At 37.6% G+C, this 18,852-nt stretch carries 21 protein-coding genes; 19 read left to right on the top strand and 2 right to left on the bottom strand.

Annotation, left to right across the window (positions count from 1 at the left end):
* The first annotated feature begins 163 nt into the window (after positions 1 to 163).
* From lysM to cysE, 6 genes are all read left to right on the top strand, one after another.
* Positions 164 to 607, top strand: coding sequence for a peptidoglycan-binding protein LysM (gene lysM / locus A6B43_RS05635; RefSeq protein WP_124211245.1), 444 nt, complete (start codon positions 164 to 166; stop codon positions 605 to 607).
* A 175-nt stretch (positions 608 to 782) separates the two neighbouring features.
* Entirely contained in the window at positions 783 to 2,081 is a 1,299-nt protein-coding gene (gene tig / locus A6B43_RS05630; RefSeq protein ID WP_124211246.1) for a trigger factor, read from the top strand.
* A 94-nt stretch (positions 2,082 to 2,175) separates the two neighbouring features.
* The gene (locus A6B43_RS05625; protein ID WP_124211247.1) at positions 2,176 to 2,625 is read left to right on the top strand and encodes a rhodanese-like domain-containing protein; all 450 of its coding nucleotides are present in this window, start codon (positions 2,176 to 2,178) and stop codon (positions 2,623 to 2,625) included.
* Between the two features lie 12 nt (positions 2,626 to 2,637).
* Positions 2,638 to 3,144: a protein-export chaperone SecB gene (gene secB, locus A6B43_RS05620; RefSeq protein ID WP_124211248.1), complete on the top strand. Its 507-nt coding sequence runs from the start codon at positions 2,638 to 2,640 to the stop codon at positions 3,142 to 3,144.
* 62 nt (positions 3,145 to 3,206) lie between these two features.
* On the top strand, positions 3,207 to 4,217 hold the full coding sequence (gene gpsA / locus A6B43_RS05615) for an NAD(P)H-dependent glycerol-3-phosphate dehydrogenase (protein ID WP_124211275.1): 1,011 nt from the start codon (positions 3,207 to 3,209) through the stop codon (positions 4,215 to 4,217).
* A gap of 80 nt (positions 4,218 to 4,297) precedes the next feature.
* Entirely contained in the window at positions 4,298 to 5,098 is an 801-nt protein-coding gene (gene cysE / locus A6B43_RS05610; protein ID WP_124211249.1) for a serine O-acetyltransferase, read from the top strand.
* A gap of 95 nt (positions 5,099 to 5,193) precedes the next feature.
* Here cysE and rpe read toward each other — a convergent pair whose 3' ends face one another.
* Entirely contained in the window at positions 5,194 to 5,868 is a 675-nt protein-coding gene (rpe, locus tag A6B43_RS05605) for a ribulose-phosphate 3-epimerase (protein ID WP_124211250.1), read from the bottom strand.
* Positions 5,869 to 5,978: 110 nt separating this feature from the next.
* Positions 5,979 to 6,875 carry an MBL fold metallo-hydrolase gene (locus A6B43_RS05600; protein WP_237306863.1) on the bottom strand — a complete coding sequence of 299 codons (897 nt, stop codon included), beginning with the start codon at positions 6,873 to 6,875 and terminating at the stop codon, positions 5,979 to 5,981.
* Positions 6,876 to 6,953: 78 nt separating this feature from the next.
* Between A6B43_RS05600 and A6B43_RS05595 the strand changes: the two genes are divergently transcribed.
* From A6B43_RS05595 to A6B43_RS05535, 13 genes are all read left to right on the top strand, one after another.
* Positions 6,954 to 7,844 (top strand): LysR family transcriptional regulator, encoded by an 891-nt coding sequence (locus A6B43_RS05595; RefSeq protein ID WP_124211251.1) that lies wholly within the window; start codon positions 6,954 to 6,956, stop codon positions 7,842 to 7,844.
* 147 nt (positions 7,845 to 7,991) lie between these two features.
* Positions 7,992 to 8,258 carry a type B 50S ribosomal protein L31 gene (locus A6B43_RS05590; RefSeq protein WP_124211252.1) on the top strand — a complete coding sequence of 89 codons (267 nt, stop codon included), beginning with the start codon at positions 7,992 to 7,994 and terminating at the stop codon, positions 8,256 to 8,258.
* 9 nt (positions 8,259 to 8,267) lie between these two features.
* Positions 8,268 to 8,393 (top strand): type B 50S ribosomal protein L36, encoded by a 126-nt coding sequence (ykgO, locus tag A6B43_RS05585; RefSeq protein ID WP_124211253.1) that lies wholly within the window; start codon positions 8,268 to 8,270, stop codon positions 8,391 to 8,393.
* A gap of 192 nt (positions 8,394 to 8,585) precedes the next feature.
* Positions 8,586 to 9,116 (top strand): ferredoxin-type protein NapF, encoded by a 531-nt coding sequence (gene napF, locus A6B43_RS05580; RefSeq protein ID WP_124211254.1) that lies wholly within the window; start codon positions 8,586 to 8,588, stop codon positions 9,114 to 9,116.
* A complete protein-coding gene (locus A6B43_RS05575) occupies positions 9,113 to 9,400 on the top strand; it encodes a chaperone NapD (RefSeq protein WP_124211255.1) in 288 nt (95 codons plus the stop codon). Before napF ends, A6B43_RS05575 begins: the two co-directional genes overlap by 4 nt.
* Positions 9,401 to 9,441: 41 nt before the next feature.
* Entirely contained in the window at positions 9,442 to 11,925 is a 2,484-nt protein-coding gene (napA, locus tag A6B43_RS05570) for a nitrate reductase catalytic subunit NapA (RefSeq protein ID WP_124211256.1), read from the top strand.
* Between the two features lie 127 nt (positions 11,926 to 12,052).
* Complete coding sequence (gene napG, locus A6B43_RS05565) at positions 12,053 to 12,811, top strand: ferredoxin-type protein NapG (protein ID WP_124211257.1); 759 nt, start codon at positions 12,053 to 12,055, stop codon at positions 12,809 to 12,811.
* On the top strand, positions 12,811 to 13,695 hold the full coding sequence (gene napH, locus A6B43_RS05560) for a quinol dehydrogenase ferredoxin subunit NapH (RefSeq protein WP_124211258.1): 885 nt from the start codon (positions 12,811 to 12,813) through the stop codon (positions 13,693 to 13,695). Before napG ends, napH begins: the two co-directional genes overlap by 1 nt.
* Positions 13,696 to 13,748: 53 nt before the next feature.
* A complete protein-coding gene (locus A6B43_RS05555; protein ID WP_124211259.1) occupies positions 13,749 to 14,183 on the top strand; it encodes a nitrate reductase cytochrome c-type subunit in 435 nt (144 codons plus the stop codon).
* Positions 14,183 to 14,800, top strand: coding sequence for a NapC/NirT family cytochrome c (locus tag A6B43_RS05550; protein ID WP_124211260.1), 618 nt, complete (start codon positions 14,183 to 14,185; stop codon positions 14,798 to 14,800). Before A6B43_RS05555 ends, A6B43_RS05550 begins: the two co-directional genes overlap by 1 nt.
* 215 nt (positions 14,801 to 15,015) lie before the next feature.
* Positions 15,016 to 16,374: a tRNA uridine-5-carboxymethylaminomethyl(34) synthesis GTPase MnmE gene (gene mnmE, locus A6B43_RS05545; RefSeq protein ID WP_124211261.1), complete on the top strand. Its 1,359-nt coding sequence runs from the start codon at positions 15,016 to 15,018 to the stop codon at positions 16,372 to 16,374.
* A gap of 408 nt (positions 16,375 to 16,782) precedes the next feature.
* The gene (locus tag A6B43_RS05540; RefSeq protein ID WP_124211262.1) at positions 16,783 to 17,871 is read left to right on the top strand and encodes a PfkB family carbohydrate kinase; all 1,089 of its coding nucleotides are present in this window, start codon (positions 16,783 to 16,785) and stop codon (positions 17,869 to 17,871) included.
* On the top strand, positions 17,868 to 18,782 hold the full coding sequence (locus A6B43_RS05535) for a pseudouridine-5'-phosphate glycosidase (RefSeq protein WP_124211263.1): 915 nt from the start codon (positions 17,868 to 17,870) through the stop codon (positions 18,780 to 18,782). Before A6B43_RS05540 ends, A6B43_RS05535 begins: the two co-directional genes overlap by 4 nt.
* Positions 18,783 to 18,852 lie beyond the last annotated feature (70 nt).

The following is an 18,852-nucleotide window of genomic DNA, read 5'->3' as shown; positions in this document are numbered from 1 at the left end:
CGGTAAGATTTACAAATTTTTTGCAAATTCAACCGCTTGCCTATTTTTTATAAAATAAATTGTAATTTTCTCTTTGGAACTTATCAGAATTACCGTAATCTAATAACTGATTGAACATTTCAATCGTATATTTAGCGTACTATTTTATAGAGAGGACTTTACAATGGGTTTATTTGATTTTGTTTCAAACATTGGCAAAAAATTATTCCATAAAGCAGAAGATGCATCAAAAGCGGTTGCAGACCATTTAACTGAAGATAATCCAGGCATTGAAAATTTGCAAGTTACTGTTGAAAACGGTGTTGCAACCATTACTGGTACAGCAAAAGATGCTGCTGCATTAGAAAAAGCAGTCTTAATGGCAGGTAATATTGAAGGAATTACCAGCGTTAATATTGATGGCATTCAAGTGGCAAACGGTGAACAAATTGCAAGCGACGAAGAATTTTATATCATCGAAAAAGGCGATACTCTTTGGAAAATCGCAGAAAAAGCCTACGGTAACGGTGCTAAATACACTGCTATTGTTGAAGCAAATAAAGAAGTTATTAAAGATGCGGACAAAATCTTCCCAGGTCAAAAAATTCGTATTCCAAAAAGTTTATAATTGATAAATTTTACTTGATCAGACCACTTAAATTAGTGGTCTGATTTTTATTAGCAATAAATTATTCATTTTACATTTAGATATGTTATTTCTCGACATTTCTTTACAAGCAAGTTAAAATTTGCGTCTATTTTTTTATCTGTATTTATATACCCTACTTAATTGAGGTTTAAGAATGTCATTCTCTATTGAAACAACTCAAGGCTTAGAACGCCGTGCAACTATTACTGTCGCTGCTGATGTGGTTGAAGCAGCATACCGTGAACAACTAAAAGGCTACGCAAAAAACGCTCGTGTTGATGGCTTCCGTAAAGGCAAAGTGCCACACTCAATCATTGAACAACGCTACGGTTTAGCAGCACGCCAAGATGCGTTATCTGATGAAATGCAACGTGCATTCTTTGATGTTGTTATCAAGGAAAAATTAAACTTAGCGGGTCGACCAAGTTTTACCCCTAATAATTATGAATTAGGTAAAGATTTCTCTTTCACTGCAACCTTTGATGTTTTCCCTGAAGTAGAATTAAAAGGTTTAGAAAATATTACTGTTGAAAAACCAGTTGTTGAAATCAAAGATGCTGATTTAGATAAGATGGTTGATGTATTACGCAAACAACAAGCAACTTGGACTGAATCTCAAAACGCAACAACAGCTGAAGACCGTGTGACTATTGACTTCGTTGGTTCTGTTGATGGCGAAGAATTTGAAGGTGGTAAAGCGTCAGACTTCGTTTTATTTATGGGACAAGGTCGTATGATTCCAGGTTTTGAAGAAGGAATTGTGGGACACAAAGCAGGTGAACAGTTTGACATCGACGTTACTTTCCCAGAAGAATACCACGCAGAAAATTTAAAAGGCAAAGCAGCAAAATTCGCAATCACTTTGAAAAAAGTTGAAAATATGGAATTACCTGAATTAACCGAAGAATTTGTGAAAAAATTTGGTGCAGGTAAATCTGTTGATGATCTTCGTACAGAAATTAAGAAAAATATGCAACGTGAGCTGAAAAATGCCATTACTGCCCGTGTAAAAACTCAAGTAATTAACGGCTTATTAGCAGAAAATAACATTGATGTGCCAGCCTCTGCAGTAAATGAAGAAATCGAAGTATTACGCCAACAAGCAGTACAGCGTTTTGGCGGTAAACCTGAAATGGCAGCACAGCTTCCAGCAGAATTATTCACTGAAGATGCAAAACGCCGTGTACAAGTAGGTTTATTACTTTCAGCAGTCATCACTGCAAATGAATTAAAAGTTGATGAAGATCGTGTAAAAACAATGATCGCTGAATTAGCTTCTGCTTACGAACAACCAGCAGAAGTGATTGAATACTACGCAAAAAATCGTCAATTAACAGATAACATTCGTAATGTAGTATTAGAAGAACAAGCAGTAGATGCCGTTCTTGCTAAAGCAAAAGTAACTGAAAAAGCAGCCTCTTTTGATGAAATTATGGCAGCGCAACAGGCATAATATCTTTAAGATTTAAGGTGGGGTTTCCCCACCTTTTCCACAAAAAGGTGAAGCCTTAAGCTTACTTACATTGCCTAGTCCTTAGAAGAATATTATGGAACAACTTACTCTTACCCAACAACTCCAACAATTTGCGGCAAATCATACTATTATGGTTGTTGCGTGGATAGCGCTTTTTATTGCTGTTCTCTTTAACTTCTATAAGAGTGCAACCAACAAAATCAAGATTGTTACCAATACAGAAGCAACTCTACTTATTAATAAGCAAGATGCTATCGTTATTGATGTGCGAACAGATGATGAATTCAAAGCTGGGCACATCATCGACAGTCAACATTTGTTACCTAGTGATATTAAAAGTAACAAACTTAATGCTATTGAAAAATATAAAACTCGCCCAGTAATTATTATTGATAGTAATGGATTATCTGCACAAGCACTAGCAAATACCCTTGCAAAACAAGGTTTTGATGCTCACGCTTTAAAAGAAGGGATTGCTGGCTGGCGTGCAGCAAATCTCCCACTAGTTAAAAAACACAAATAATAAGGATTCATTATGACTGAAGAAAATCAAGTAGCAACGACAGAAGAGGCTCAAATACCTTTTGAAATGCAAATTCAGCGTATCTACATCAAAGATGTTTCATTTGAAGCACCAAACCTGCCAACTATTTTCCACCAAGAATGGAAACCACAGCTTGGCTTTGAATTAGATACCGAAACAGTTCAAGTCAGTGAAGATACATATGAAGTTACCCTGCATATTAATGTTCAAACAACATTAGAAGATAGCAATGACGTTGCTTTTATCTGTGAAGTAAAACAAGCTGGGGTATTTACTATTACAGGCATTGATGGAATTCAATTAGCACATTGTCTCGCATCAAAATGTCCAGAAGTGCTTTACCCATACGCGCGTGAGTTAATTGCAAGTTTAGTCAATCGTGGCACATTCCCTGCATTAAATCTTTCTCCTGTCAATTTTGATGCGCTCTTCGTTGATTATTTAGAACGCCAACAAGAAACTGAAGCGGCTCAAGAAACAGAAACACGTCCAAACTAATTGGATTATATTTAAAAATAGGTATGATGTTCATACCTATTTTTCATCTTTATAATCGCATTATGCAAACAACTTACACCGCCCCAATAGCTGTTCTTGGCGCTGGCTCTTACGGCACTGCTCTTGCTATTGCCCTTGCTCGCAAAGGTGATAAAACCTATCTTTGGGGGCATAATCCAGAGAAAATGGCAAAACTTGCCGAACAGCGTCAAAATAATGAATTTCTACCTGACATTCTGTTTCCTAACGCCCTTGAAATTGAAAATGATTTAACCCAGACACTTGCAAATGTAAACGATATTTTAATTGTCGTACCAAGCCACGTTTTTAGTGACATTTTATGGGAAATCAAACCGCTATTACGCCCAGATCACCGTATTATGTGGGCAACAAAAGGGCTTGAACGTAATACAGGGCAACTATTACAAGATGTTGCACGACAAATTTTAGGTGATAACTACCCGCTTGCTGTACTTTCAGGGCCTACTTTTGCCAAAGAATTAGCGATTGGCTTACCAACGGCTATTACTTTAGCTTCCACAGATCTACATTTTGCAGATCAAATGCAACAACGAATTCATTGTACTAAAAGTTTTCGAGTCTATCTAAACCAAGATATGATCGGCGTTCAATTAGGCGGAGCAATTAAAAATGTAATCGCAATTGGTGCAGGTATTTCAGATGGAATGGGCTTTGGAGCAAACGCTCGCACTGCGCTTATTACTCGAGGGCTTGCTGAAATTAGCCGTTTGGGCATATCTCTTGGAGCAAATCCAACAACCTTTATGGGAATGGCTGGGCTTGGCGATCTTGTTCTCACCTGCACCGACAACCAATCTCGCAACCGCCGTTTTGGCCTAATGCTTGGGCAAGGCAAATCTCCTGAAGATGCGCTAGCGGAAATCGGACAAGTAGTCGAAGGTTTTCATAACACCAAAGAAGCATTTTTACTTGCTCATAAACAGCAAGTTGAAATGCCTATTGTAGAACAAATCTACCAAATACTTTTTTGTGGGAAAAAAGTCAAAGATGTTGTGGCAACTTTGCTAGGTAGAGAACGAAAAAGTGAATAACAAGCGGTAAGATCTACAGAAAGTTTGCAGCGCCTAAAATAACCACAATAACGTATAAACAAGGTAATATAATAGTATCAATGACACAGAAAACTGATCAAATATGGCAAAAAATTCGGCTCGAAACGGCACAACTCGCTCAGAGTGAGCCTATACTTGCCAGTTTTTTTCACGCCACCATTCTTAAACACGCTCATTTGGGTGATGCACTAAGTTATATTTTAGCCAATAAACTCGCAAATGAAATTATGCCTGCTATTGCCCTAAAAGAAATTATTGAAGAGGCTCACCAAGCTGATCCCCTAATGATTCACAGTGCAGCTTGTGATATAGATGCCGTGATAACAAGAGATCCAGCTATTGATAAATGGAGTACACCACTCCTTTATCTCAAAGGCTTTCATGCCTTACAAAGCTACCGTGTTACCCATCATTTATGGCAACAAGGTCGCCAAGCTCTTGCTATTTACTTACAAAATGAAATTTCAGTCGCCTTTGATGTCGATATTCACCCCGCAGCCCAAATTGGTTGCAGTATTATGTTAGATCACGCCACAGGTATTGTTGTTGGTGAAACATCAGTAATTGAAGATGAAGTCTCAATATTACAAGGAGTAACTTTAGGTGGAACAGGCAAAGAACACGGCGATCGCCACCCGAAAATTCGTCAAGGTGTAATGATTGGGGCTGGTGCAAAAATATTAGGGAACATAGAAATCGGGCGTTACTCAAAAATTGGGGCAAATTCAGTCGTTTTACAAGCTGTACCTGAATATACCACAGCTGCTGGCGTACCCGCTCGTATTATTGGGCATTCCCACACTCAGAAACCTGCTGTTGAAATGAACCAATACTTTGCTTCTTCAATCGAAGAAAAATAAAATTCTCCCAATAATAAAACACAAAGCACTATTTTAAATTCAACATATTGCTTTGTGTTTTTGAAAAATTTTCAGTTAATCTAACCGCTTACGACTTAAACTTCCGCCAGTGCTGAACGCATTTGTGCGATCACCGCTTGATAATCAGGCTGATCAAAAATCGCAGAGCCTGCTACAAACATATCTGCTCCAGCTCTCGCTATTTCTGCAATATTATTAACTTTAACGCCACCATCAACTTCTAAACGAATATCACGCCCACTTTCATCAATACGGCGGCGAACTTCACGCAATTTATCTAATGTACTCGGGATAAAGGCTTGTCCGCCAAAACCTGGATTCACAGACATCAACAAAATCACATCAATTTTATCCATTACATAGTCCAAATAGCTCAATGGTGTTGCTGGGTTGAATACTAATCCTGATTGACAACCATTATCTCGAATCAGCTGTAAAGAACGATCAATATGCTCACTTGCTTCAGGGTGAAAAGTAATAATATTTGCCCCAGCCTGTGCAAAATCAGGAATTAAACGATCCACTGGTTTCACCATTAAATGCACATCAATCGGGCAATCAATTCCATAATCACGCAACGCTTTACACACTGCTGGCCCAAAGGTCAAATTAGGTACATAATGATTATCCATTACATCAAAATGAATTAGATCTGCTCCTGCATTTAATACATCACGCACATCATCACCTAAACGGGCTAAATCTGCAGATAAAATTGAAGGTGCAATTAAAAATTGTTGTTTAGACATAATATATCCCAAAGAATAAAAAGACTATTAGCTAGCCTATCATATTTAGACCCAAGGATAAATTGATAGACACAATACAAGCGGTCAGATCTCAAAATATTATTTTTAATTTACCATTTCATCTCACCTTTATTGACTTTCGCCCCTAAGTCTAAACTACTTTTATCAGGCAAATTCGGATAATATTTTTCCATATATTGAATAACCTGCTGGCTATTTTTTCCTTTTGCCAACGCTTTCTCAAACATTTGTAAATAATGCTTTGTGAAAGTGATAGCTTCTACAGTCAAAAGAGTATTCTTTGCCATATGTCCAGGTATAACTCGCTTAGGCTTGAGTGCTTTCATCTCATCTAATTGCGCAATCCACGCATCACGCTCTATTTTAGATTGTGAATCTGCCGTCCATACATGCATATTGCCGTACACACTTACATTACCAGTAATCGTTTTTAGCGATGGTATCCATAAATATGGACGGTTTGCTAATATTCCTTTAGTCCCTCTAATCTCAATTATTTCACCTTCAATACTAAGTTGATCTGATGCTAATATTTCAGGAATAATCGAATTTTTTGGGGCATTATTGCCCATTTTTTCGCTCCAAAAGGCTAATTTAGCTGCCAATTTATGTTTAATTTCTGCAACTACTGCCGGTGTTGAAACCAATTTAGCATCAGGAAAAATCTGTTTTAACATTTCAGCGCCAAAATAATAATCGGGATCAGCTTGGCTTATAAAAATAACTTTTAGTGTTTTTCCACTATCTAAAACGTTGCTAGCAATCCGTAAAGCATCTGCACGTGTAAATCCCGAATCAATAACAATCGCCTCTTTTTCACCTGTAATTAAGGTAGAATTAACTGAAAAACTATTAGTATCTGCATTATAAATTTGAAGGTTTAATTTAGCCTGTGTACTCATTGCAAATAATGTACTAAATAATAATGTTTTAAATTTCATAAATGCTCCCGTTTCAAATCCTAAGTAATAATTAGTAATAGTCATTATAATGAAATAACCTTTCTGATAAACTGCGGTTTCTGAACATCATTATTTCTTAAATTGAAACAATAAAAGCCTCATATGGATAGATTAACCGCAATCAACGTTTTTTTAACTGTTGCTGAAATAGGTAGCTTCAGTGCTGCTGCAGAAAAATTAGAACTTTCACGCCCAATGGTTACTCGCCATATTGCCTTGATTGAAAACTGGCTAAATACTCAATTATTTCACCGCACAACTCGCCACATCACTCTGACAGAATCAGGTAAACAAGCGGTCATTTTTTGTCAAAAAATTGTCAATTTAACTCAATCAATGGAGAATGAGCTAACTATTCAAACGGGAGAACTACGAGGCACATTACAGATTGCCTCAAGTGTCTCTTTTGGATCAACTCATCTTACCAATGTAATAAACCAATTTTTAGCCATTCATCCTAAACTAAACATTCATTTGAATTTGAGCGATAAAGCTATCAATTTAGTTGAAGATCAAATTGATCTCGCTATTCGTATTTGTAAAGAACCCGATGAACTAAAAATTGCACGCAAACTTTCCTCATGTCGATCATCTTTAGTTGCTAGCCCAAATTACTTAAGACAATATGGCATACCTAAAACCCCCAAAGAATTAATATCTCATACCTGTCTCGCTCATACTCGTATCAACCAAAATAAATGGACTTTCTATATTAATGGTGAACAACAACACTACAAATTGACTAACCGCTTTAGCTGTGATGATGCCATCGCATTATTAAATGCAACCATTTCTGGTTCTGGTATTGCAATGTTACCCCGTTATTTAACTAATAATTATGTTGCAGATGGTCAATTACAAGCAGTTTTAACTGATTGGCAGCTACCAGAATTGAGCATTTACGCAATGTATAGTTCTCGCCACAACCAACCAGTTGCCATACACAAACTATTAGATTTTCTTCTCAAACAATTTAATAAGCAGGATTGGTAAAGGGCATAAATTCTTATCAACCAACTTTGTTCATTTAAACCTGATAAAACCATAAAAAAATTATAGCTATTTTCTATTTTTTAGGTAAAATAATCCCCATATATTATTTATGGTTTTATCTTATCGAATTCTAATGAAGGAGACTCTATGAAAAAAGGGATTCACCCTGAAAACTACCGTGAAGTATTATTTTATGATAGCGGTGCTCAACAAGGATGGGTAATTCGTTCTTGTGCTAACACTACAAAAACAATGGTTTGGACAGACGGTAAAGAATACCCACTCTATTCACTTGATACTTCATCTGCATCACATCCGGTTTATACAGGTAAACGTCGTGAAGCAAATAGCGAAGGACGTGCAAGTAAATTTAATGAACGCTTTAAAGGCATTTCAATTGCCTCAAAAAAATAGGATCAAAATATGCAAATTTTAAACTCACTTAAAACAGCTAAATCACGCCATCCTGATTGCCAAATTGTTCGCCGTAAAGGCAAACTCTATGTGATTTGTAAAACTAATCCTCGTTTTAAAGCACGTCAGCGCTAAAAAACCTTGGAACACAAACTATTCACAACAATTTCTTAACAAATCTTACTACATAGCGATAAAATACTCACTTTATCGCTATTTTTTTGACAATCATCAACATTCCATCAAATTGTGTTTCACAACAATTTCACTTGCAAATAAAAATGATAGAATAAGTCGTAGAATATTCTACTCTTTTACTATACTATTTTGAGCCGTTTAACTGATACAGCCCTATCTCGTCGACATTTCTTGCGAGGTAGTTTTTTAAACACATTAAAAAATGAACAAATAAAGCGGCAAGGATATCAACCCATTTATCCACCTTGGGCTGATATTACTAACTTTTTACAAAAATGTACTCAATGTAATCAATGTATAACAGCATGCGAAACACAGATATTAATTAAAGGAGCAAATGGCTACCCTGAAATAGATTTTACACAAGGGAAGCAGGAATGCACTTTTTGCCAAGCTTGCGTTCAAAGTTGCCCCGAACCAATTTTTCGCTCTACTGATGAAAACGCATGGCAACATAAAATTGAGATAAAGCCAAATTGTCTTGCTAAAAACGGTATAGAATGTCGCTCTTGCCAAGATAACTGCGAAGCAAGAGCAATTAAATTTAAACGGGAAATTGGGAAAGTATCAAGCCCTATTTTAGCGTTAGAACTCTGCAATGGTTGCGGAGCGTGTTTAAGCACATGCCCAAGCCAAAGCATTACAATTTTACACTTATGAGAAACGTATCCGATAAACTGAATCACCAGCACCAGGACGGCAACTGGTATGTATGTAGTTTGATTGTTCAAGCTCGACCAGAAAAGCTAGAAACCGTAAAAACAGTACTGCAAGCGATGCCTTATACGGAAATTCACGGTGAAAAGACTGAAGAAGGGAAATTAATCGTAATAATCGAATCTGATTTCCAGCCTACGTTAGTAGAGCAAATGAATAACATTAAAGAGATTGAAGGTGTTATTGTTGTCTCTTTAATTTATAGCCAACAAAGCGAATCTTTTTAATTTTTTATTTTTAAATTACCTATTTTACTTTGGGGAAAATTATGAAACTCAATCGTCGAGATTTTATGAAAGCCAATGCGGCAGCTGCCGCGGCGGTCGCAGCAGGAATAAGTATTCCTGTGAAAAATGTCTATGCCGATGATAACACGATCAAGTGGGACAAAGCGCCTTGCCGTTTCTGCGGTACTGGTTGTAGCGTACTTGTGGGAACACAAGACGGACGTGTTGTTGCATCACAAGGCGATCCAGATGCAGAAGTGAACCGTGGTTTAAACTGCATTAAAGGATACTTCTTACCGAAAATTATGTACGGAAAAGACCGTCTGACATCACCTATGTTAAGAATGAAGGACGGAAAATTCAACAAAAATGGGGAATTTACACCTATTTCGTGGGATCAAGCTTTCACGATTATGGCTGAGAAATTCAAAAAAGCTATCAAAGAGCAAGGCCCAAATGGTATCGGTATGTTTACCTCTGGCCAATCAACTATCTTTGAAGGTGTAGCAAAATCTAAACTATTTAAAGCTGGATTACGCTCAAATAATATCGACCCGAATGCCCGCCACTGTATGGCATCGGCTGCAGTTGCCTTTTTAAGAACATTCGGTATTGATGAACCAATGGGCTGTTACGATGACATCGAAAATGCCGATGCTTTCGTACTTTGGGGTTCTAATATGGCGGAAATGCACCCTATCTTGTGGTCTCGTATTTCTGATCGTCGCCTTTCTAAAAAAGACTCAAAAGTTGCAGTTCTTTCAACCTATGAGCATCGTTCATTTGAATTAGCTGATTTGGGCATTGTTTTCACGCCACAATCTGATCTAGCAATCTTAAATTATATCGCTAATTACCTCATTCAAAATGATGCAATCAACCATGACTTTATTCAAAAACACACTAAATTTAAACGTGGTGAAACAGATATTGGTTACGGTTTACGCGGAACGCATCCTCTAGAACAAGCAGCGCAAAATGCAAAATCTGCAGGTAAAATGTATGACAGTGATTTTGAAGAATTCAAGAAATTAGTTTCACCTTATACTCTTGAAAAAGCTCACGAAATTTCGGGCGTACCAAAAGATCAACTTGAATCTCTTGCTAAAATGTATGCTGATCCAAACCTGAAGATCGTATCATTCTGGACAATGGGCTTTAACCAACATACCCGTGGTGTATGGGCAAATCACTTAATTTACAATATCCATTTATTAACCGGTAAAATTTCACAGCCAGGTTGCGGACCATTCTCTTTAACTGGTCAGCCATCTGCATGTGGTACAGCTCGTGAAGTTGGAACTTTTGCAAACCGCTTACCAGCTGATCTGGTTGTTACTAACCCAGAGCACGTTAAAAAAGCAGAAAAACTATGGAAAGTGCCTGAAGGCGTTGTTCAAACTAAAGTTGGCTTACACGCCGTAGCACAAGACCGAGCATTAAAAGACGGTACACTAAATGCTTACTGGGTAATGTGTAATAACAATATGCAAGCAGGCCCAAATATCAATGAAGAACGTATGCCAGGCTGGCGTGATGAACGCAATTTCATTGTTGTCTCTGATCCATACCCAACAGTTTCTGCACTTTCTGCTGACCTAATTCTTCCAACCGCAATGTGGGTCGAAAAAGAGGGAGCATATGGTAATGCAGAACGCCGTACGCAATTCTGGTATCAACAAGTTAAAGCACCAGGTGAAGCAAAATCAGACCTTTGGCAGCTTATTGAGTTTTCTAAATATTTCACTACAGACGAAATGTGGCCAGCTGAAGTGTTAGCTGCACACCCAGAATACAAAGGCAAAACATTGTATGAAGCGCTTTACCGTAACGGTCAAGTAGATAAATTCGATGTACCAAAAGATAAAGCAGGCTACATTAACGATGAAGCAGAACATTTTGGTTTCTATGTACAAAAAGGCTTATTTGAAGAATATGCAAGTTTTGGACGTGGACATGGACACGATTTAGCAAACTTTGAAGCCTATCATCACGCACGTGGCTTACGTTGGCCTGTTGTTGATGGTAAAGAAACACAATGGCGTTATCGTGAAGGATATGACCCATATGTTAAAGCAGGCGAAGAAGTCGCTTTCTACGGCTACCCAGATAAACGTGCGGTTATTTTAGCTGTTCCTTATGAACCACCAGCAGAATCACCTGATGAAGAATATGATTTATGGTTATCAACAGGGCGTGTATTAGAACATTGGCATACAGGAACAATGACTCGAAGAGTTCCAGAACTCCATCGAGCGTTCCCAAATAACCTTGTCTGGATGCACCCGACAGATGCGAAAAAACGTGGCCTACGCCATGGTGATAAAGTGAAAGTGATTTCCCGCCGTGGTGAAATGATCTCTCATTTAGATACGAGAGGCCGAAATAAAGTTCCTGAGGGCTTAATTTTTACCGCATTCTTTGATGCAGGGCAGTTAACAAATAAACTCACACTTGATGCAACGGATCCAATCTCGAAAGAGACCGATTACAAAAAATGTGCAGTAAAAGTTGTTAAAGCATAATCATACACTGGCTCATCAATAAATTACTTTATGATCGGGTAAATGATATAAGCGGTTAGATTTACAAAATTTTTGCAAATTAATGTAAAAACTAGCCGCTTACTACGTAGGCTTTAATCAGACAGAAATGAAACTGAATACAAACCGTCGCCAATTTTTAAAAAACGCAACACGCACCGCAGGGGGCGTATGTGGTGTCGGCATCATACTCGCATTACAGCAGAATCAAAGCCTCGCTCGCCAAGGCGTTGCGCTACGGCCACCTGGCGCACTAGCTAATGATAAAGATTTTGCTTCTGCGTGTGTACGATGTGGACAATGTGTACAAGCATGCCCATACGACATGTTACATCTAGCTTCATTGCTCTCACCGGTAGAAGCGGGTACGCCCTATTTTATCGCTCGAGACAAACCTTGTGAGATGTGTACCGATATCCCGTGTGTGAAGGCGTGTCCAAGCGGTGCGTTAGATCCCAATTTAACCAATATTGATGATGCACGAATGGGGCTATCTGTCTTATTAGATCATGAAACTTGCTTAAATTGGCAAGGATTGCGATGTGATGTCTGCTATCGAGTCTGCCCACTTATTGATAAGGCGATTACTCTGGAATTGCAACGTAATGAACAATCAGGCAAACATGCTAAGTTCATTCCAACGGTTCATTCCGATGCTTGCACAGGTTGTGGAAAATGTGAAGAGGCTTGCGTATTAGAGGAAGCGGCTATTAAAGTGCTACCAATGGATTTAGCAAAAGGAATGCTTGGAAAACATTACCGCTTAGGTTGGGATGAAAAACAGAAAGCGGGCCATTCCCTACTTGATGAAAATTATCCTGAAGGTATCCAATCATTCCCAGCTCGTTTACCAGAGGGAAGACAATAATGGCAATAGCACCTAAAAGCAATAACCCTAAGCAAGCAGGTTTAGAGGCTCGAGAAAAATTAGGTTGGTGGCGTGCTTATCGTTTTCTGATTTTACGCAGACTCAGCCAACTCAGTGTCGTTCTGATGTTTTTAAGCGGCCCACTTTGGAATGTTTGGATCCTAAAAGGAAATTATAGCGCTAGCTTGCTATTTGATCTTATTCCTTTAACTGATCCTCTCGTCACAGCAGAAAGCCTTTCAACAGGCTATCTGCCACAATGGCAAACATTACTTGGTGCTGGCATTATTGTCACGATCTATGCCTTACTGGCTAGCAAAGTGTTTTGTGGTTGGATATGTCCGGTAAATATCGTGACGGATTGTGCAGCTTGGCTACGTCGAAAATTAGGTATTCGTCAATCAGCTAAACTGCCTCGTAATTTACGCTATAGTATTTTAGCAATGATTCTAGTCGGTAGTGCTATTTCTGGAACGATGTTGTGGGAATGGATTAACCCAGTTTCTGCTGTTGGACGGATTTTTGTTTACGGTACGGGAGCCACTCTTTGGCTCGTTTTAGTCATATTTTTATTCGATTTACTTATCGTAGAACATGGTTGGTGCGGACACCTCTGCCCAATTGGTGCAATCTATGGATTAATTAGTAGTAAAAGTATGATCCGTGTAAGCGTAACCGATCGTGCTAAATGTGACCGTTGTATGGATTGCTATTATGTTTGTCCTGAGCCACAGGTATTACGCTTACCATTACACGGCAAACCCGAAGATAGCCAAATTGTGTTATCCAAGGACTGTATTAGTTGCGGACGTTGTATTGATGTCTGCGCAGAAAACGTATTTACTTTTTCTACTCGTTTTGAAAAAGAAAATCGGATTATTTAATGTTGATGCTTCCGTTTATTAACGGAATAAATTTAGTCACTTTGGAGTGAAAAATGAAAAAATATCTTGCCCTATTATTTGTTGCAATTTCAAGTGCTGTATTAGCAAATAATAACATCGAAAAAGTCCCTTCTAATGCTGCTCAAGGTGTTGAAGCTATTGCGCCTGAGTTTCATAATATGCCAAAAGACAATGGCAGGATTGCACTAAATTATGTCAATCAGCCACCTATGGTGCCACATAGTATTAAAAACTATCAAGTTACTAAAAATACGAACCAGTGCTTAAATTGTCATGGTGTTGAAAATTATCGAGTAACAGGTGCGCCTCGCATCAGCCCAACGCATTTTACCGATCGCAATGGTAATGTTACTGCCGACACTGCACCACGTCGTTATTTCTGCTTACAATGCCACGTGCCACAAGCAGATGTAAAACCAATTGTAGAAAATGAATTCCATCCAACTAAATCATTTGGAGGTCAATAATGTTCGGTAAAATTTTTGGCCTAATTAAAAAATTCTGGAAATGGTTTCGTACCCCAAGCCGTATTGGTATTGGTTTTCTCATCCTAATCTCCGCGATTGGTGGTATCTTATTCTGGGGTGGATTTAATGTCGCTCTAGAGCACACAAATACAGAAGAGTTCTGTTCAAGTTGCCACATGAATGATGTTGTACCAGAATATCGTGCGTCTCCACACTATCTCAACCGTAGTGGTGTAAAAGCAATCTGCGCAGATTGTCACTTACCACACGAGTTTTTACCAAAATGGAAACGCAAGCTCCAAGCGTCGCAAGAAGTACTCGCTCATATTACAGGTAAAGTTGATACGAAAGCGAAATTTGAAGCTCATCGTTTAGAAATGGCTGAACGTGAATGGGAACGAATGAAGGCCAATAACTCAAAAGAGTGTCGCAACTGCCATAATTTTGCTGATATGGACTTTACTCAACAAAAAGGCGTTGCAGCAAAAATGCACGCAATGGCAGAAGCAGAAGGCAAAACTTGTATTGACTGCCATAAAGGAATTGCTCACAGCCTCCCACATATGAAAAATGTTGAGTCTGGGTTCAAATCTAAAGAAAAATTAGAAAACCAATAATAATCAATTTATTACAAGCGGTGAGTTTAGCTTAAGTTTTAACTCAAACAATAAAACTCATCGCTTGCTTTATATTCTCTTAGAACTAAAAATATTACATTTATCCCCTTTCTTTAATCTGTAAACCATCTCCTCTATACTCATTTTCTACAAAATTTTTCAGAAATCTAACCGCTTGCGGTACAATAATCACAAAATTTTCAAATAGGATTAGTATGAAAGAAACAATTGTTGCCCAAGCAACACCTATTGGACGAGGTGGTATCGGTATTTTGCGGGTTTCAGGCCCATTAGCAAAAGAGGTAGCACAAGCGGTCCTTGGTAAATGCCCTAAGCCACGAATGGCTGATTACCTGCCATTTAAAGATGAAGATGGCACAACACTCGATCAGGGAATTGCTCTATTTTTTAAAGCACCAAATTCTTTTACTGGGGAAGATGTGCTTGAATTACAAGGACACGGGGGGCAAGTAATTTTAGATATTCTACTCAACCGTATTTTAAAAGTTGAAGGCGTTCGGATTGCTAGAGCTGGGGAGTTTTCTGAACAAGCCTTTTTAAATGATAAACTCGATCTTGCACAAGCAGAAGCTATTGCTGATTTAATTGATGCAACGTCTGAGCAAGCGGCTCGTTCTGCTTTAAAATCACTGCAAGGTGAATTTTCTAACAAAATCAATCAATTAGTTGATAACGTTATCTACTTACGCACTTATGTAGAAGCCTCTATTGATTTTCCTGATGAAGAAATCGATTTTCTAGCCGATGGTAAAATTAAAGCTAAATTAATTGAAATCATTGAACAATTACAATCCGTCCGCCGAGAAGCCAAACAAGGTTCAATCTTGCGCGAAGGAATGAAAGTAGTGATTGCCGGTAAACCAAATGCAGGAAAATCAAGCCTACTTAATGCATTAGCAGGAAGAGAAGCCGCCATTGTTACCGATATTGCTGGTACAACTCGTGATGTTCTGCGTGAACATATTCATATTGACGGTATGCCTTTACATATTATTGATACTGCTGGCTTACGTGAAGCCAGTGATGAAGTCGAAAAAATTGGGATTCAACGTGCTTGGGACGAGATCGCTCAAGCTGATCACGTTCTATTAATGGTAGATAGCACACTTTCCCAAGCGAATGATTTTCAACAGGAGTGGGGAGAATTTTTAGCTAAATTGCCTAACAATATTCCCGTTACCGTTATTCGGAATAAAGTCGATCTCAGCAAAGAAACTGAAAGTTTAACACAGGAAGCTGATTTCACCCTTATTCGCTTATCTGCCCAAACCAAAGTTGGCGTTGATTTACTGCGAGAACATCTAAAAAAATCAATGGGCTATCAAAGCTCTACTGAAGGTGGTTTTTTAGCTCGTCGCCGTCATCTCGTTGCTCTTGAAAAGGCAGCTGAACATTTAGATCGTGGTTATATCCAACTTACTGAATTTCTAGCGGGTGAATTACTCGCAGAAGAACTTCGCCTAGCCCAGAAATCTTTGAATGAAATTACTGGTGAATTTACTTCAGATGATTTATTAGGCAATATTTTCAGCTCATTTTGTATTGGTAAATAGCTCTATATCATATATTGCCCTAAGTCTATTTAGGGCAATATTCTAGACTTTATCTATTTTAACAATCATTACTGATGGATTACACTAATACTCAAAAAAATTAAACTTCAAAATTTTGATAAGATTAAAGCCTCGATTAGCTCTCTTACATAAAGCTTTTCTTGTTTAGAAATCTCTGCTTTAATAAGCCCACTTATGATCCTTAACACTGGAATATTTAGGATAGCCAATAATATATTCCTACGTTGCGTAGAAATTCAAACAACTAAAATTCTTATTTAAATTTGTGATCTGCATCACAAATAATAAGTTTGCTATTTGATCTATTAATGGATAAATATTATTCTTCCCATGCATAAACAAATGTTTAAAAATAAACTTATGTTTGTAATCAGGGAGGTAAGGTAAATGAGTAAAGAACAACAAATTTTAGATCTAATTAGAAAAGATCCTTTTCTACCACAGCAAACTATTGCTAATACACTTGGGTTGAGTCGCTCCCGTGTGGCAGGATATATTATGAATCTGACTCGTAAGGGATACATAAAAGGGAAAGGTTATATTTTTTCTGAGCAAAATCAAATCGTTACTATAGGTTCTGCAAATGTAGATATTTCGGGAAAAGCTCTTGGTAAATTAAACCCCCAAGATTCTAACCCTGGAATAATTGAATCTTGTGCTGGTGGGGTGGGAAGAAATATTGCTCAAAATATAGCAATGCTTGGAAAAGAATCTCATTTTATTTCTATTGTAGGAGATGATATTTACGGAAACTTTTTACTAGATAAAACCAAAGAATTTGGTGTAAATGTTGATAAATGTTACAGAGTGCCAAACGATAAAACATCTACTTATCTATCCTTACTTGATGAAAAAGGAGAAATGATAGTAGCTATCAACGATATGGCTATTCTTGACAAACTTACCCCCTCTTTACTGGCAAGAAGAATTGAACTAATTCAACATGCTAGATTATTAATGTTAGATTGTAATTTAACCGAAAAAACCCTCGCTTGGATTTTCAATAATGTGAAAGATATTCCAATCTTTATTGATACCGTTTCAACCTTTAAAGCAATAAAAGTTAAACCTTGGTTATCACGTATTCATACCTTAAAACCTAATCGATTAGAAGCTGAATGTATCAGTGGTATTACTATCAATAATAAGAAAGATATTGAAAACGTTGCAACTTGGTTTCATAAACAAGGAACCCAAAGGATTGTTCTTAGCCTTGGGAAAGAAGGAGTTTATTATAGTGATGATGGCGTTGAATCCGGCTGGTTATCGCCTTTTACAATTAATATCATTAATGTTACTGGGGCTGGAGATGCCATGATGGCAGGCTTAGCTTGCTGTTATGTCGATAATATGAAATTAAGTGAAAGTGTAAGATATGCTCAAGCTTGCTCAGCATTAACTCTATCTTCCGAATTTACTAATAATCCAAATTTATCCAATGAAAGTGTTCACAAACTACTAGGAGTTCAATTATGAAAAATTATTTAGATATTTCACCTGAAGTTCAAAATGCATTAGATAAAAATTTACCTATTGTTGCATTAGAATCCACAATTATCTCGCATGGTATGCCTTATCCAGCTAATGTTGAAATGGCAAAAGAAGTAGAAAATCAAGTAAGAGAGCAAGGCGCTGTACCTGCTACTATTGCAATTATAAACGGAAGAATGAAAGCAGGCTTATTGTTAGAAGAAATTGAATTACTTGCTCAAGCAGGACATTCAATTACTAAAGTAAGTAGAAGAGATATCCCATTTGTACTTGCAAATAAGGGGCATGGAGCAACTACTGTTGCAGCGACAATGATTATTGCAGAATTAGCAGGCATTAAAATATTTGCAACAGGTGGAATTGGGGGAGTTCATCGTGGGGCAGAAAAAACATTTGATATTTCAGCAGATTTACAAGAATTAGCCAATACAAATGTTGCTGTTATTTGTGCGGGTGCAAAATCAATTTTAGATTTAGGCTTAACTATTGAATACTTAGAAACATTTGGTGTGCCACTCATCGGTTATCAAACTAATAAATTACCAGCATTTTTCACACGTAGCAGTAATTTCCCTGTTTCTATTCGTCTTGATACTCCAGAACAAATTGCTATGGCAATGGATACAAAATGGAAAATTGGCTTAAAAGGAGGGGTAATTATTGCTAACCCAATTCCAGAACAATATGCAATGCCAGAAGAAGCTATTAATAATGCAATTAACCAAGCTATAAAAGAATCTGAAGAACAGAATATTCTTGGTAAAGAAAGTACTCCATTCTTATTATCTCGCGTTGTTGAATTAACAGGGGGAGATAGTTTGAAATCAAATATTCAATTAGTCCTAAATAATGCCAAACTTGCATCACAAATTGCTATTGAATACCAAAAACTATAACTAAACATTAGTTTAGTTCATATAGATATTTAATAATATAGATGCGGCGATTTCATCGTCGCTTCTTTTA

Origin of the sequence: Vespertiliibacter pulmonis, assembly GCF_013377275.1 — a bacterium.
In the GTDB taxonomy this organism is placed as follows: Bacteria; Pseudomonadota; Gammaproteobacteria; order Enterobacterales; family Pasteurellaceae; genus Vespertiliibacter; species Vespertiliibacter pulmonis.
Note: the sequence above shows the minus strand (reverse complement) of the source record. Positions and strands in the feature narration are given on the sequence as shown.

Coding starts and splice junctions, on each gene's coding strand:
- lysM (WP_124211245.1), top strand. CDS start 164: ATGGGTTTATTTGATTTTGTTTCAAACATTGGCAAAAAATTATTCCAT.
- tig (WP_124211246.1), top strand. CDS start 783: ATGTCATTCTCTATTGAAACAACTCAAGGCTTAGAACGCCGTGCAACT.
- A6B43_RS05625 (WP_124211247.1), top strand. CDS start 2,176: ATGGAACAACTTACTCTTACCCAACAACTCCAACAATTTGCGGCAAAT.
- secB (WP_124211248.1), top strand. CDS start 2,638: ATGACTGAAGAAAATCAAGTAGCAACGACAGAAGAGGCTCAAATACCT.
- gpsA (WP_124211275.1), top strand. CDS start 3,207: ATGCAAACAACTTACACCGCCCCAATAGCTGTTCTTGGCGCTGGCTCT.
- cysE (WP_124211249.1), top strand. CDS start 4,298: ATGACACAGAAAACTGATCAAATATGGCAAAAAATTCGGCTCGAAACG.
- rpe (WP_124211250.1), bottom strand. CDS start 5,868: ATGTCTAAACAACAATTTTTAATTGCACCTTCAATTTTATCTGCAGAT.
- A6B43_RS05600 (WP_237306863.1), bottom strand. CDS start 6,875: ATGACTATTACTAATTATTACTTAGGATTTGAAACGGGAGCATTTATG.
- A6B43_RS05595 (WP_124211251.1), top strand. CDS start 6,954: ATGGATAGATTAACCGCAATCAACGTTTTTTTAACTGTTGCTGAAATA.
- A6B43_RS05590 (WP_124211252.1), top strand. CDS start 7,992: ATGAAAAAAGGGATTCACCCTGAAAACTACCGTGAAGTATTATTTTAT.
- ykgO (WP_124211253.1), top strand. CDS start 8,268: ATGCAAATTTTAAACTCACTTAAAACAGCTAAATCACGCCATCCTGAT.
- A6B43_RS05575 (WP_124211255.1), top strand. CDS start 9,113: ATGAGAAACGTATCCGATAAACTGAATCACCAGCACCAGGACGGCAAC.
- napA (WP_124211256.1), top strand. CDS start 9,442: ATGAAACTCAATCGTCGAGATTTTATGAAAGCCAATGCGGCAGCTGCC.
- napG (WP_124211257.1), top strand. CDS start 12,053: ATGAAACTGAATACAAACCGTCGCCAATTTTTAAAAAACGCAACACGC.
- napH (WP_124211258.1), top strand. CDS start 12,811: ATGGCAATAGCACCTAAAAGCAATAACCCTAAGCAAGCAGGTTTAGAG.
- A6B43_RS05555 (WP_124211259.1), top strand. CDS start 13,749: ATGAAAAAATATCTTGCCCTATTATTTGTTGCAATTTCAAGTGCTGTA.
- A6B43_RS05550 (WP_124211260.1), top strand. CDS start 14,183: ATGTTCGGTAAAATTTTTGGCCTAATTAAAAAATTCTGGAAATGGTTT.
- mnmE (WP_124211261.1), top strand. CDS start 15,016: ATGAAAGAAACAATTGTTGCCCAAGCAACACCTATTGGACGAGGTGGT.
- A6B43_RS05540 (WP_124211262.1), top strand. CDS start 16,783: ATGAGTAAAGAACAACAAATTTTAGATCTAATTAGAAAAGATCCTTTT.
- A6B43_RS05535 (WP_124211263.1), top strand. CDS start 17,868: ATGAAAAATTATTTAGATATTTCACCTGAAGTTCAAAATGCATTAGAT.